Below are 14,590 nucleotides of genomic sequence, written 5' to 3'. Positions count from 1 at the left end.
ATTTTGAATAAAAATACTAAAAAAACTAATGTACCCTTCTAACGGCGATAAGAGTATTATTTTCTATTTCAATAATAAGATTAAAAAATTCTTTAAGTGTTTTATAGTATTCTACAGGGTAATATGAAGAATTAAATGTTATTCTATGGGTAATAATTAATTTTTTTTCATTTTTCTGAAAATTGACACCTACCTGACCTAGATGATTAGGAATAGCATACAAAGAATTATTTGGTATGTCGACAAATTCATAATTTTTGGATAACTCGATAGAAACTAGGTATGTATATGAATCTGGATAGCCAAAATCAACAGGATATGTTCTTTGATTAAGTTTGAAAGGAGTTTCTTTGAAAAAAGGTAGAGTAAATGGTTTTATGTAAATCGTGTTATCTATTGTTTCTGTATTTCTTGTAAATTGAAATTCTTCTTCAAATGGTTTTTCATAATCCTTCTCATCTTTAATGCTAATGTTGGTTATTTTTACTTCGGAGTTTTTCTTTTTCCTTAAGTCTAAATAACTTTGTTTGTTTACCTGATCCAGTTCTTTTCTCTTGTAGTATCCATGGTAACCAGCGAAAACGTGTTTTGCTTTACCGTCTAATTCTAATTTTTCATTTAGTTTTAATTCTTCTTTATGAAAAATTAAAGAACGTTTTGCGGGTTTTATATCTATCCAGGAACTACCATTTTTAAAATCTAATAACCTACCATGCACGTTTAAGCATCTAAAAGGTACTTCTCCGAACGCTAAATTATTTTCTGTAGCATCTAGAAGAAATGTTTCATCTTCGATAGTTAATTGTGTAATTAAGTAATTAAAATCAGAGATTACAGGGTGTATAGTTGTAGCGTAGCCATTATTCCTTGTTGATAGTAATACAGGATAAACTTTAAATTGTTGTTGTTTCAGTGTGTTATGTAATAAAATATTTATACCAGAGACATTACCTGATTTAGAGTTAATTACTTCAGAAATAGAGTTACCTTTAAAAATGTCATTCTTTTTGTTCCATTTATAATGATCAGCAATATAGCGATATATTGCTTTTGCTTTGATCACGTTATTAGGCATTGATTGTATAGTATCGGGAAGAATATTTTTAGTAATCCCCGTTTTTTTAAGTTGTACTCCAATGGCTATTTCTTTTTTTAATTTGATATCAACATTTTTCCATGTTTCGGTATATTTATTATTGACCCCATCAAATCCTTTAAATTCTTTTAATTCATACTCAATACGAGAAAAATAATTGCTCTTTGCTGTCATATATTTTTCTTCTTTGAAAGCAGGAATATCTTTCATGATATATGTGTTATGAGAACAATCAGCAGATCCTAAACCTGATGCTTGGAGACAATTTTTTTTAATAGTAGATTCACTGGTATTTAGTTTTAGAGTTCCTACGAGTTTTATATTGTAGACATAATTACCGGGTAGATCAGCTATAAACTCACTATACATTTTTGGAATATCATCTTGAAATTCCCATCCATTAAAATTATACATAAAAGGAGATTCTACCTGGTATTTATAAGTAAGTACAGATCCTGGCTTTATATTAGAAAATGTAAATTTTACAGAAGTGAAGTTTTGATCATGTTTTTCATAATAAATTTGGTCTTTTTCTACTTTGGTTTTAATAATCTTACCTTGTTCCAGATTATAAGTGTATGCTACAAGATTATTGAAAGATTCTTTGTCCCTTTTATTTCTGTATAAAAGAACTTTTATCGTAGCATGACCAAACCCTTGCTCATTTAATATTTTGACTTTTGCTTCATAATCTGTTAACAAATCATAACCACCACCATTTTCTACTCTGCTAAACCCTTTTTCGTATATAAAAAATGCAGTTGCGGTACTGTCTTTTTTATATGTTGTACTTTGTAAATCAATCATGCTCACAACCATATTTTTATCATTGTAAGCTTCTTGAGCGCTTATTAAAAAAGAGAAAGTGGTTAAAAATACAAAGAATAGAGTTCTATACATTTTTTTGTAGTTTGATAATCTTTAGTCTTTTATGTGTGCGCACATAACTTTGGATAATGTGTTGGGCATCTCTATTATGGGTCATTGGGGTAATAATAGAGCGTAAAATCTCTATATTATTGATTTGATGATTTAGATTGAAGTATCCTATACCTTTAAATTTTCCTTCTTCAACCAATATTACACTTTGTTCGTCAATATCTCTTCCTCGATCCACAATGATCATATCCTGACTTTGAAACGAGGTATTGAAAATAAGTTTTTGTGCCCTAATATTATATTCTTCTGCAGGTTCATTATAAATACAAGCGCCATGACACTGTTTTATAGTGTAGTTAAAACAATTGCTTTCGCCATTATCCAGCCCCATTAATTTTTGGCATAAATTATACTCTTCTGTCCATCGATGCATGTAAGTCTTAGCTTGTTGTTTATTAGAAAAAGTGGTGATGCTTATTTTACGATGATCTGCTTTTTGAACTTTGAAATTTATATACCCATTGTCATCTGTAAATTGGTATAGGGCTTGATCAAATTTTGTTTTACGCAGTGCTCTATTATATTTTGGTTTGTTACGTTTTATCTCTTCACTTTCTTTTAGTAATGCTAAAAGCTCACTTCCTGTATTTTCATACGTTACACTAACAACTTCTTCTTGTATTCTTTTAGATTTTCTATTGTCGTTTGTAAAATGTTGATTGAGGCGTTTTTTTATGTTTTTACTTTTTCCAATATATATAATAGTCCCGTTTTCACGATGCATATAATATACTCCTGTTGCTGCAGGAGCGTCTTCAATTAATCTAAGAAGCTTATCATCGACCTGGCGTTTAGTCTCTGTTCTAACGGTTTCTGTAATTATTTTTTTCTCTATATCTTTTGTGAGTAAGAGTTTAAATAATTTTACTGTAGCCAGGGCATCACCATTGGCTCGGTGCCTGTCAGAAAGAGGGATGCCAAGTCCTCGAACAAGTTTGCCTAAGCTATACGATTGTTGATCTGGGATTAATTTTTTAGAAAGCTCTACAGTACATAAAGATTGCCGTTCGAATTCGAATCCTAATCTCGAGAATTCGGTTCTTAAAATTCTGTAATCAAAACTAGAGTTATGTGCAACAATAATACAGTCGGTAGTAATTTCAACAATTCTTTTGGCTACTTCATAAAACTTGGGTGCATTGCGAAGCATCTGATTGTTTATCCCGGTAAGATTAGCTACAAATGGCTGTATGGGACGTTCGGGATTAACCAGACTTATAAACTGGTCCACTACATCATGTCCGTCAAATTTATAAATAGCAATTTCAGTAATTCCTTCTTCATTATATTTTCCTCCGGTTGTTTCAATATCTAAAATTGCATACATATAGTTCGGTAATCTTTATTTTTTCAAGCTTAGTTTAATAAGGGACATTATTATTATTATTTTATTTATCAATTTGGTAAATCAAGTACTAATGATCAAAAAGTATATATTATTGGTAATTTCTGGCTCCAAAAATAGAACTTCCTATTCTAACCATAGTGCTTCCACAGTCAATAGCCATTTCGTAATCTCCGCTCATACCTATCGATAAGGTTTTTAGTTGAGGGTATTTTGTTTTTATGTTTTCAGAAAAAGAAGCAATCTTTTTAAATTCATCGTGTATTTGTTGCTCATCATCTATAAAAGTTGCCATTCCCATAAGCCCTTGAATATTAACATTGGTTAAATTCTTAACTTCTTCGGAGTTTAATAAAGCGATAGCATCCTGTTCTGATAAACCAAATTTACTTTCTTCTTTAGCAATTTTGATTTGTATGAGACAGTTAATGGTTCTATTGTATTTTTTTGCTTGTTTGTTGATCTCTTTAAGCAATTTGTAACTATCTACTGCATGAATGAGATCTACAAAGGGAGCCATATACTTAACCTTATTAGTTTGTACATGTCCTATCATATGCCAGCTAATGTCCTTTGGCATGGTTTCCCACTTTTCGGTCATTTCCTGAATCTTATTTTCACCAAAAATTCTTTGACCAGCATCATAGGCGTTCATTAGATCAGAAACAGGTTTAGTTTTGGATACTGCTACCAGAGTAACTCCTTCAGGAATTGATGTTTTTATTTCATGAAGGTTTTTTTCGATATCATTCATAGTTTGCAAAGATATCTAAAATCATTTTTTTATTGATATTGATTATTCGTTATTTATTTATAAATCAAAGGCTAATTTTGATCTTTTTTATATAAAATAACTAATCTCTTTTTTCTTGGATAAAAGGTAAGTATTTAGGTCATATTTCTAATTTCTACAGATGTCAAAAATATTCGTGGCTTAAGTCGTACAACTCTCATATATATGTTAATTAATATTAAGGATTTTGGTAGTGATCGTATCTTAATGTGCTTTTAAAAAGGAAATTAAAAGTGATAATTAACAATTTTATTTTAACCAATTTAAATTAAGTTTTTATGAAAAAATTATTTTTTTTAACAGTATTAGCACTGTTCAGTTTTATGATCTCATGTCAGAAAGATGAGATAAAAGAAGGTGTAGAAAATACCCAGGAATTACCTATTTATGATGATACTAATTCTTTATCGGTAGAATGGGAGAGCTTCCCTAAGGAATTAAAAAATGCTATCCCTTTTGAGGAGAATGTAACAGAAAGTAGTGGTAAGGCATATTCGTACTCTATTGGCCCTTTTGGAGGTAATGGAGGTAGTGCTTTTAGCGTAAACCCTCCTAGTGGAACAAGAATTCATGCAATTGCCATGCGAACAGGTAGTAGGGTAGATAAATTGATCGTTTACTATAAATCACCTTCTGGTACTATTTATACAGGTGTGAATAGAGGTGGTAATGGAGGGAGTTATTACCTTCATTTTTTTAGCAGTGATGAGTATATAAAACGAATTTCAGGAAGAAGTGGGAGTCGTTTGGATAAGTTAACTATCTATACTAATAAAAAAACATTTACCCATGGTGGTAATGGAGGTAGTTATTTTAATGCTTCAATCCCGCCTAGTGGGTTTGAAATATTAGGTTTCTATGGCCGTTCAGGATCAAATATTGATAGAATTGGGTTTTATGTTCATACCTTATAAAATATAAGTGTTCAATTCTCTTAAAACCAAAGTGTATTGAAAAAAGACAAAGGATGCTTGAATTTCAAGCATCCTTTATTATTTATAAATAAAAATGATTAGTTAATGTTAAAACTCATAAATAGTGATTCCGCTTCTTAATTTTGGTTCTATGTATGTACTTTTTGGAGGCATTTTCAATCCTTCGTCTGCAATTTTTTTGACTTGCTCTACAGATGCAGGAAAAAGTCCAAATCCTACTTTGTATTCTCCATTATCAACATCGCTTTTTACTTTTACAATTCCATTCTTACCATGTGAGTATTCGATACGAGTATCTGTACGCAAATCTTCTATGCCTAAAATAGGTTTTAATACCGTTTTATATAAAATCTGCGCATCTAATTCCTCTAGTGCATCTGTAAATTCGTAAGTTGTTTTTCTTAGATATAACGAATAAAACTCATCGTCAATATACATGCTAAAATGATGAGGTTTTGAAGGTCTGTATACTTCTGGTCCTCTATTTTCGATACGAAACCATTCATCTAGTTTGATTAGAAATTCTTCTTTGGATAATCCGTTTAAATCTTTTACTAATCGATTAAATTCATAAATTTTCAAATCAGATTCAGGGATCAAATAGCTCATAAAAAAATTATAAGCTTCATTGCCGTTATGCTCAGAGTTATTTTCTTTTAAATCCTGGGATAATAGGTGAGATGAGGCAGAACGATGATGGCCATCTGCTATATATATAGTTTTAATAGAAGAAAAGGCTTCTTGTATCTCGCAAATAGATTTTTGATCCTCTATTTTCCATAGGTAATGCGTATCACGATTTGTAGTTGTAAATTCATATTCTGCTCTTGCTCCAACGGTTTCTGAAATAATTTTTGAAATAGAATCATTATCAGGATAGGTAAGTAATACAGGTTCTGCATTGAAGCCAACCGTTTTTAGATACTCTTTAAAAGTACTTTCACGATCTTGAAGTGTATCTTCATGTTTTTTGATAACATCATTATGATAATCTTCTGTACTGGCAGCAGCTATAATACCACAAAATGATTCTTGTTCACGATTTACAATTTTGTAAATGTAATAACAAGGACTATCCTCTTGCATAAAAATTTGATCTTCTTTAAACTCCAGATATCGATTTCGAACTAACTTATAACGTTCTTCTCCCGATATCTCCTTATGGTATTTATATCCGGGATTTACAATGTGTAAAAAAGAATAAGGATTGTAATCCATTCTAGAATCTCGCTCAAACGAAGTGTAACTTTGATATGATCTGGAAGCAACCAGATTTACTTTATCTCTTGTTGGTCGTATAGCTTTAAACGGATGAATTTTTGCCATTAATTATTATTTATAAATTTTGTAGGATCCAGATATCCAGATCTGTCATTTGCGTATCCACCACCGATATCCATAAAAATATCATCTCTGATTTCTAGGTGCAAATGGGCCAAATATATGCCATTTGCATTACCTATAGTTGCTATTAAAGCACCTTTTTTTACAAAATCTCCTTCTTTTACAAGTATAGAATCGCAATGTGCATATACAGATTCATAATATTTTCCTTTGTATCTATGTATTACTCTTATAACATTACCCCAACCTCCTTTAATATCCTTAGCAAAGGAAACATATCCATTAGCAATGGTATATATGGGATCTCCCAGATCTGTATTACCTCCTCCAGTACCATTCCAGTCATCACCTAAGTGATTGTTTTCTCTAAATTTTTGGGCATTATAATAGCCCTCAGCATTTGGTTTACCAATTGGAAAATCAAAATCAGAAGCGATAAATTCTGGATTTTCCTTAAAAAGAGAGGTGTAGATCTGATAAGGATCTTGATTTTCATCTATAGCAAGGCTAGATGTTTCATTTCTGTTTTTACAGGAAATAAAGGTTAAAACTATAATCAGCATCAGGATTTTATTCATCGTAAAATCAGGAAGTAAATACTAAATTACGAACTATATAAACTGCTTAGATACGTTTTCTGCTTTTCTGCTTTCAGAATAATCATAGAATCCTTCTCCACTTTTTACTCCGAGTTTACCGGCCATAACCATATTAACTAATAATGGGCAAGGAGCATATTTTGGGTTTTTGAAACCATCATACATTACATTAAGAATAGAAAGGCAAACATCAAGACCAATAAAATCTGCTAATTGTAATGGCCCCATAGGATGCGCCATTCCTAATTTCATAACGGTATCAATCTCTGATACTCCTGCGACACCATTATATAGAGTTTCTATTGATTCATTAATCATTGGCATGAGGATACGATTTGCTACAAATCCAGGGTAATCATTTACTTCTACAGGGATTTTACCTAGTGTTTTAGAGAGTTCCATGATAGTAGAAGTTACTTCATCAGAGGTGTTGTACCCTCTAATGATCTCAACTAATTTCATAATAGGCACGGGATTCATAAAATGCATACCTATAACCATCTCAGGACGATTGGTTACAGCAGCAATTTGTGTAATCGATATTGATGAAGTATTAGAAGCTAAGATTGTATCTTCTGGACATGCCTCACTAAGCTCTTTGAAAATTTTTAGCTTTAAATCTACATTTTCTGTAGCGGCTTCAACGACAAGACCTGCATATTCTACTCCTTCTTTGATGTTTGTATAAGTAGAGATATTGGCAAGTGTAGCTTCTTTATCGGCTTCTGATATTTTTTCTTTAGCAATCATCCTGTCTAAATTCTTTGTGATTGTAGCTAAACCTTTATCCAAAGATTGCTGAGAAATATCAATAAGCTGTACTTTAAAGCCTTTTTGAGCAAAAGTATGTGCAATACCATTCCCCATAGTTCCTGCACCGATTACTGCAATGTTTTTCATATGTATATTGTTTATTTGATGTATATGTGTAAATTTTGTTTTTAATGAGTAAAGCAATCAATGATTTTTAAGGCAACTTCTAATGCTTTTTTTCCTTGCTCCAGCGATACTACAGGTGTAGTATCATTTTTTATGGCTTCTGCAAAGGTGTCTAATTCATCTAATATTGCATTATTAGAAGGAACATTAGGGTTGTCAAAATAAATTTGTTTTTTCACACCTTCAGCATTTTGCAATATCATAGCAAAATCATCTGGACTTTCGGGGGCATCTTTCATCTTTACGACCTCGCATTTTTTTTCAAAGAAATCAACCGAGATATAGGCATCGCGCTGAAAAAACCTGGATTTTCGCATATTCTTAAGAGAAATTCTACTGGCAGTAAGGTTAGCTACACAACCATTTTCAAATTCTATTCTAGCATTAGCGATATCAGGAGTTTCACTAATTACAGATACTCCACTGGCACTAATATGTTTTACTTCAGAGTGCACTACACTTAGTATAGCATCTATATCATGAATCATAAGATCAAGAACTACAGGGACATCTGTACCCCTGGGGTTAAATTCTGCTAATCTGTGAGATTCGATAAACATTGGATTGTCAATCTTACTGGCGACTGCAGTGTATGCAGGATTAAAACGTTCTACATGTCCTACTTGTCCTTTTACATGATGCGCATTTGCCAAATCAATAAGTTGTTGGGCTTCTGCTACAGTATTAGTAATTGGTTTTTCTATAAAGACGTGTTTGCCTGCTTTTATTGCTTGCTTAGCTACATCAAAATGAGCAAAAGTTGGGGTAACAATATCAACTACATCTACAGCATCAATTAATTCTTCAATAGAGTTAAAGAGTTGATAACCAAATTCTTCTACTATGGATTTAGCTTGAATTTCGCTAGCATCGTAGAAACCTATAAGGTCATAATTTTCTGATTGTTGTAGAAGACGTAAATGGATTTTACCAAGGTGTCCCGCACCGAGTACTCCGGCTTTGAGCATAATATATTGATTTTACACAAAAATAGTATTATTTATAAATTTTAAATCCTAATTATATCTAAAATGCAAAATTTTAGTTCGAAGAAAGAAATAGTTTGCAAATCTTTAAAATCTTTATGTAATTTTAGCCTGCTAAATAACCCTTAGAATAGTGAAAGATACCCTTAGACATGCCGGAAAAAGAAAACAATTAGTAGATGTATTGATTAAAAAAGGAATCAAAAATAAAACGGTGTTATCTGCTATTGGAAAGATACCCAGACACTTATTTATGGATTCTGGTTTTGAAGATCACGCATATCAGGATAAAGCTTTTCCGATAGCAGCAGATCAAACCATTTCTCAACCCTATACTGTAGCGTTTCAAACAGAATTATTGGAAATAAAAAAAGGAGACAAGGTGTTAGAAATTGGCACTGGTTCGGGATACCAGACTGCAGTTTTATGCGAGATGGGATCAAAAGTGTATAGTATAGAACGTCAAAAAGAATTGTTTAAAAAAACAAAATTGTTTTTGTCTAAACTTGGATATAGACCAAAACACTTGTCGTTTGGAGATGGATATAAAGGCCTAGCAGAGCATGCGCCGTACAATGGAATTATAGTAACAGCAGGAGCTCCTTTTGTTCCAAAACCATTATTAGGCCAACTACAAATTAATGGCCGTCTAGTAATCCCGGTAGGAGAGGATGTACAAATAATGACACTTTTTATTCGTAAAAGCGAAACAGAGTTCGAAAAACGAGAATTTGGAGAGTTTAGATTTGTTCCTTTGTTAGAAGATAAAAATTAGAAAAGGAATAAGTATTAAAATAATATTCTTTTAAAAATTAGTGTTATGGAAGGACAGAAACCAATCACAATAGAATTATTTGAGCTTGTAGACAAAAGAAAGTATAGCTCTGATGACATAACAAAAATTAAATTGTTATTAGAAGAAGGAGCAGATGTTAATTATCAGGAGCCTGAATACCCTTTTGAAACTATACTTTATAGAGTTATTTCTTCCTGGAAAAAAGAAGAAAGGTTAGAGGTTGTGAAACTTCTGCGGTCTTATAATGTAGATGTAAATGTAGAGTGCGATATTTTTTTACCAATAGAGCATGCAGCTCGAAAAGGGGATGAAAAAGTAGTTGAATTTTTATTAGAAAATGGAGCAGATGAAGGTTTGCAGGCAACCTTGAAAATAGCAATTGAAGGAGATCATATGGAAATTGCAAAAATATTGATTGATACAGGTATTGATCTTGATATGCATGAAGGATTAGATGTGCCTTTTCTAAATTATTGCACAGAGCCATATCGAATAAGAGATAGAAAAAAAGAATATGATATTCTACCCGGAGTAACAATTGCGAAGTTTTTGATAGATAGAGGAGCAAATCCTAATGGTTTACCCAATTCATCTCTAGCTCCCCTACAGAATGCAGTAAATAACGATTTTTTTGAATTAGTAGAATTATTATTCGATAATGGAATTGAATCCATAACAGAAGAAAATCCTATATTACTCATGGTGCAATCTGTAGAAATGGCTAAAATTTTATTGCAGAAGGGAGCAAATATTAATGTTCGAAGTGAAAAATATAGAGGATCGACGCCTTTGATTTCAAGTGTGAGTAAAGAAAATAGAAGTTTAATAGAATTCTTTATTGAAGAAAAAGCAAACTTATACTTAGTAGATAATGATGGTTTTACAGCTTTTCATCAAGCAGTTTTATTAGAAGATATCAATTTGATAAAATATCTGGCAGACTATTATAATATTAAAAAATGTGATGAAATTTATTCTCTATTGTCTATAGTCGATTCGATTTCGGTAAAGAAAATAATAGAAGAACTACTAAGTGATACTTAATTAAGAAGGTGATTACGCGAATAAAATAGCTTATTTTAATTGTGAAGTTATCGATTTAATAAAACATCTATATCTCTTTCTACAATTTCATGATATAGAATGTTTGGTTTTTCTATTTCGATCACATCTTTATCGAATTTGTGATTCCAGATAAAAACAGAATGATTAAAGGTTTCACTAAAATATTTTTCATAATAAGGAAAGAAGGAATCGTGAAAAACTAATATTTTGAGGTTGTTATTGGAAGATGCATTTTGGAAACGTTTTTCATAAAGCCTATCCGCATTATGGTAACCGATAGGTACTGTTAATTGATCTGTTTGCTCTATTGCTTTTTCGGGAGTTTTAAATTTTAGATGAATAAAATCTTCCGTCTTATTATTCATTAGCATATTGTTTAGATCACCAATTTTGTTATCTTCTACATATGCTTCCATATTATCCAGTTTGTATTGGCCAAATATGGTTTTTTTAAAGTCTCGAGTTATAAAATTCATACTAGATTGGTAGGCATAAAATCCAGCATAGCCATTCCAATGAGTATCTGTTTTGTGATACAAAATTGTATCATTTCCTTTAGGGAAATTTGCCCCTAAATTTATAAAGTTAACATCAATAATCTTACATAAAGAGTCTAATTGTTGAAGTTTTGTGTTTCTTTCATATTTTTTTATTTTAATCATATCACTATGAATAGTATGCTTATTGGGTGCTATTGCAATATAAAAGGCAATATTTCTTTCTTTAAGCCATTCTTTTTTCAGAATTAAAAATTTTTTTAAAGAAGCTAATTCTTTTTTGGTGAATACGACCAAACCTTTTGATTCTGATAGTGCATTACTAAAATTATTTCCTAAAAATTTCCACTCATTTTCTGTTTCAATAACTTTGTTGGGAATTGGATTTACATTCAGAATATTGGTTTTAAAATTGGTGTAAATTTTCAGTAAATCAGATTTTAAAGGGAAGTTTCGTTTAAAATTTAAGCTGATTTTTTTTTCATTTTCTTTAAGCGGATCAACCTTTATCCTTAGATTAACCAGGATAAAAGGTGTCGAAATAATAGCGACACAAATAATTATAAAGGAAATCGTAATTTTTCTTTTCATTTTTTAAAATCTAAAATAGATAAAAGGATTATAAGAATCAGCAGCTATATATATAATAGATAATATAAGAAGTATTAAAATATTAATATATCTAAAAGGTAGAAGCTTTGGGTTTTTTAGTTTTTTTTCAAAATAAGGATATGTAGGTATTGCAAAGATAAGTGCTAATATACAGGTAAATAGGAGTTCGGTGTTATAATTAAAATATGTTATAAAATCATTTACAGAAGCATTCCCTTTGTTATAAATAAACATTGTCTTTAGGTATTTAATAGCCTGCTCAAGAGTATCAGCTCTAAATAAAACCCAACCAACAAGTATGATTAGCAATGTGTAGAGATGTCGTAAAGGTTTCCAGGCTTTTTCTAAAATTTTATTAAAACCAATTCTTTCTATTACTATAAATACACCATGAAATAGCCCCCAGATTACAAAATTCCATTCAGAACCATGCCATAAACCGGTAATAAAGAATACGATAAATAAGTTTACATAAGTTCGATATTTACCTTTTCTGTTACCTCCCAGAGGAATGTATAGATAATCTTTGAACCAGGTAGAAAGCGATATATGCCATCGTCTCCAAAATTCTTGAATGCTTTTTGATATATACGGATAATTAAAGTTTTCTAAAAAATTAAAACCAAACATTTTGCCTAATCCAATCGCCATATCTGAGTAGCCAGAAAAATCATAATAAATCTGAAAAGCATAGGAAATAACACCTAACCAGGCATAATATGTTGAAACATCACCTCCGCTTTCTGTAAAAATACTATCTGCTATTCGAGCAAAAGTATTGGCAATAATCATTTTTTTGAATAACCCTATTATAAAACGTTCTAAACCTTTGGCAAAACTAAAAATGCTGACTTCTCTGTTGGCTATTTCTCGCTGAATATCGATATACCGAACAATAGGTCCTGCAACTAATTGGGGGAACATGGTTACATAAGTGGCAAATTCTAGTAAACTTCTATTAGCCTTTATATTTCCTCTATAAACGTCTATAGTGTATGACATGGTTTGAAAAACATAAAAACTAATCCCTAATGGTAACACAACTTCTGGAATGTTATGTAAACTGCTAGAGTCTATTTGAAGTAAGTCTAATACAGCGTATAAATTATCGATAGCAAAATTGAAATATTTGAAAATCCCAAGTGTTACTAAATTTGTGAGAATAGAGATTCTTAAACCAAGTTTTCGCTTCCCTTCTTCAATTAGGATGCCGCACTTGTAATCAACCAAAGTAGAAAACAACATTACAAGTACCAAGAGTTTCTCGCCGTAGGTATAAAAATAGATACTGGCTATAAGTAATACCAGGTTTCTATACTTTTTAGGAACAATAAAATATAATAGTAATGTTAAAGGGAAGAAAAGAAGTAAAAAATAAGCGCTACTAAATACCATGTGTAATCTGCGAAAGCGATGAATATAGGGTTAATTACTTAGTCATTCTATTTTGATAAATACTATAGGAAGAATCGAAAATAATTTTTTTGTGGTATATTATATCGGGTTGATTCATGGATTGTTTATTATTTTCGAAAATGTATAATTACTTATATTCTTTTTTGATACGATCAAGATTTCTTTTATTATCCCTGTCTTTAATTGTTTCTCGTTTATCATACATCTTTTTACCACGTGCAAGGACAATATTAAGCTTTGCCAATCCACGATCATTTATGAATAATCGGGTGGGTATAATGGTTAATCCAGAGTTTTTTACTTCTTTTTCAAGTTTTTTTAACTCCTTTTTGTTGAGTAATAGTTTTCGTTCACTTTTGGGATTATGATTAAAATAGGTGGCATGAGAATACTCTTCTATGTGCATATTAATAACAAATAATTCATTGTTATTAAACTCACAGAAACTCTCCGCAATATTTGCTTTTCCTTCTCTTATAGCCTTTATTTCTGTGCCAACGAGTTTGATTCCCGCGGTATATTTGTCCAGGAATTCATATTCAAATTTGGCCTTACGGTTTAATATGTTGATTTTATTTGGATTCATATGGGTATTCCGAAATACTTTTGTAAACGCTTACAAAAGTACAAAGCTTTCTTGAAAGAAAGCTTTAAACAAAAAACGAATATTCTAAATACTTTTTATAGCTCTTGAAATTGTATTGTTGAAATCTTACCATCAGCATTAAGTTGAAGGTCCATCCCTAAAATTGCTTTGTCAAATGCTACTTTATAACTATAAACCCCTTCGGCGGTCTCAACAAAAGCTATATTTTTCATATTGCCAAATTGCCCATAACAACCATTTATAAAATTAGACACTCCCTCTTTTGTCATACTTTCTTGCATTTCTGAGGTATACATCTCAAAAATTGCATTTACATCTTGTGCATTATAATTTTCTAGAAAAGTCTTTGTGGTACTTTCATAAGTACTCGCATCCTGAGCGAAACCATATTGAATGGTAAAACAAGTTAACAGTAAGATTATATATTTCATAGCATTCTCATTTTGAGGTTAGGTATTGCAAAATAATTATCTTTTCGTTAAAATTAAAAAAAAACAATCTTCAATTCACATTTATAGAGTAAGTATAAAACTGGGTTTTCGTCTAAAAAAATAATTAGTTGTATCTGTTATTTAGTTTAACAAAATTGTTACAATTAATGAAAAGAGAAAGATTAATTTA

14 protein-coding genes are annotated in these 14,590 nt (G+C 31.0%); 3 read left to right on the top strand and 11 right to left on the bottom strand.

The genetic code is table 11. From position 1 onward, the window contains the following. Positions 1 to 25 precede the first annotated feature (25 nt). From NNH57_RS07710 to NNH57_RS07700, 3 genes are all read right to left on the bottom strand, one after another. Entirely contained in the window at positions 26 to 1,996 is a 1,971-nt protein-coding gene (locus NNH57_RS07710) for a DUF3857 domain-containing protein (RefSeq protein ID WP_108809334.1), read from the bottom strand. Beyond that, positions 1,989 to 3,362, bottom strand: a complete 1,374-nt coding sequence (locus tag NNH57_RS07705) for an exonuclease domain-containing protein (RefSeq protein ID WP_074409364.1) — start codon at positions 3,360 to 3,362, stop codon at positions 1,989 to 1,991. Before NNH57_RS07705 ends, NNH57_RS07710 begins: the two co-directional genes overlap by 8 nt. A gap of 109 nt (positions 3,363 to 3,471) precedes the next feature. Next, entirely contained in the window at positions 3,472 to 4,134 is a 663-nt protein-coding gene (locus tag NNH57_RS07700; protein ID WP_074409363.1) for a YggS family pyridoxal phosphate-dependent enzyme, read from the bottom strand. Positions 4,135 to 4,451: 317 nt separating this feature from the next. On the opposite strand from NNH57_RS07700, the gene NNH57_RS07695 reads away from it, so the two are divergent. Further along, positions 4,452 to 5,087 (top strand): jacalin-like lectin, encoded by a 636-nt coding sequence (locus NNH57_RS07695; protein ID WP_082994976.1) that lies wholly within the window; start codon positions 4,452 to 4,454, stop codon positions 5,085 to 5,087. A 108-nt stretch (positions 5,088 to 5,195) separates the two neighbouring features. Here the strand turns inward: NNH57_RS07695 and NNH57_RS07690 are convergent, their stop codons facing one another. Genes NNH57_RS07690 through NNH57_RS07675 form a run of 4 tightly spaced genes read right to left on the bottom strand, consistent with a single transcriptional unit; the run spans position 5,196 to position 8,958 of the window. Further along, a complete protein-coding gene (locus NNH57_RS07690; protein WP_108809335.1) occupies positions 5,196 to 6,434 on the bottom strand; it encodes a DUF1015 domain-containing protein in 1,239 nt (412 codons plus the stop codon). Next, the gene (locus NNH57_RS07685) at positions 6,434 to 7,030 is read right to left on the bottom strand and encodes a M23 family metallopeptidase (protein ID WP_074409361.1); all 597 of its coding nucleotides are present in this window, start codon (positions 7,028 to 7,030) and stop codon (positions 6,434 to 6,436) included. The genes NNH57_RS07690 and NNH57_RS07685 overlap by 1 nt, the downstream gene beginning before the upstream one ends. 33 nt (positions 7,031 to 7,063) lie before the next feature. After that, positions 7,064 to 7,951, bottom strand: a complete 888-nt coding sequence (locus tag NNH57_RS07680; protein WP_074409360.1) for a 3-hydroxybutyryl-CoA dehydrogenase — start codon at positions 7,949 to 7,951, stop codon at positions 7,064 to 7,066. A 41-nt stretch (positions 7,952 to 7,992) separates the two neighbouring features. Beyond that, positions 7,993 to 8,958 (bottom strand): Gfo/Idh/MocA family protein, encoded by a 966-nt coding sequence (locus NNH57_RS07675; protein WP_108809336.1) that lies wholly within the window; start codon positions 8,956 to 8,958, stop codon positions 7,993 to 7,995. A gap of 151 nt (positions 8,959 to 9,109) precedes the next feature. Between NNH57_RS07675 and NNH57_RS07670 the strand changes: the two genes are divergently transcribed. Beyond that, positions 9,110 to 9,751, top strand: a complete 642-nt coding sequence (locus NNH57_RS07670; RefSeq protein ID WP_074409358.1) for a protein-L-isoaspartate(D-aspartate) O-methyltransferase — start codon at positions 9,110 to 9,112, stop codon at positions 9,749 to 9,751. A gap of 45 nt (positions 9,752 to 9,796) precedes the next feature. Then, on the top strand, positions 9,797 to 10,816 hold the full coding sequence (locus NNH57_RS07665; RefSeq protein ID WP_074409357.1) for an ankyrin repeat domain-containing protein: 1,020 nt from the start codon (positions 9,797 to 9,799) through the stop codon (positions 10,814 to 10,816). A 47-nt stretch (positions 10,817 to 10,863) separates the two neighbouring features. Here the strand turns inward: NNH57_RS07665 and NNH57_RS07660 are convergent, their stop codons facing one another. From NNH57_RS07660 to NNH57_RS07645, 4 genes are all read right to left on the bottom strand, one after another. After that, positions 10,864 to 11,925 (bottom strand): alginate O-acetyltransferase AlgX-related protein, encoded by a 1,062-nt coding sequence (locus NNH57_RS07660; protein ID WP_108809337.1) that lies wholly within the window; start codon positions 11,923 to 11,925, stop codon positions 10,864 to 10,866. A gap of 3 nt (positions 11,926 to 11,928) precedes the next feature. After that, entirely contained in the window at positions 11,929 to 13,341 is a 1,413-nt protein-coding gene (locus tag NNH57_RS07655) for an MBOAT family O-acyltransferase (RefSeq protein ID WP_074409355.1), read from the bottom strand. 148 nt (positions 13,342 to 13,489) lie between these two features. Then, entirely contained in the window at positions 13,490 to 13,948 is a 459-nt protein-coding gene (smpB, locus tag NNH57_RS07650) for an SsrA-binding protein SmpB (RefSeq protein ID WP_034245510.1), read from the bottom strand. Between the two features lie 95 nt (positions 13,949 to 14,043). Beyond that, on the bottom strand, positions 14,044 to 14,400 hold the full coding sequence (locus NNH57_RS07645) for a DUF3887 domain-containing protein (RefSeq protein WP_074409354.1): 357 nt from the start codon (positions 14,398 to 14,400) through the stop codon (positions 14,044 to 14,046). Between the last annotated feature and the right edge of the window lie 190 nt (positions 14,401 to 14,590).

The organism is Aquimarina spinulae, assembly GCF_943373825.1.
Classification (GTDB): domain Bacteria; phylum Bacteroidota; class Bacteroidia; order Flavobacteriales; family Flavobacteriaceae; genus Aquimarina; species Aquimarina spinulae.
Note: the sequence above shows the minus strand (reverse complement) of the source record. Positions and strands in the feature narration are given on the sequence as shown.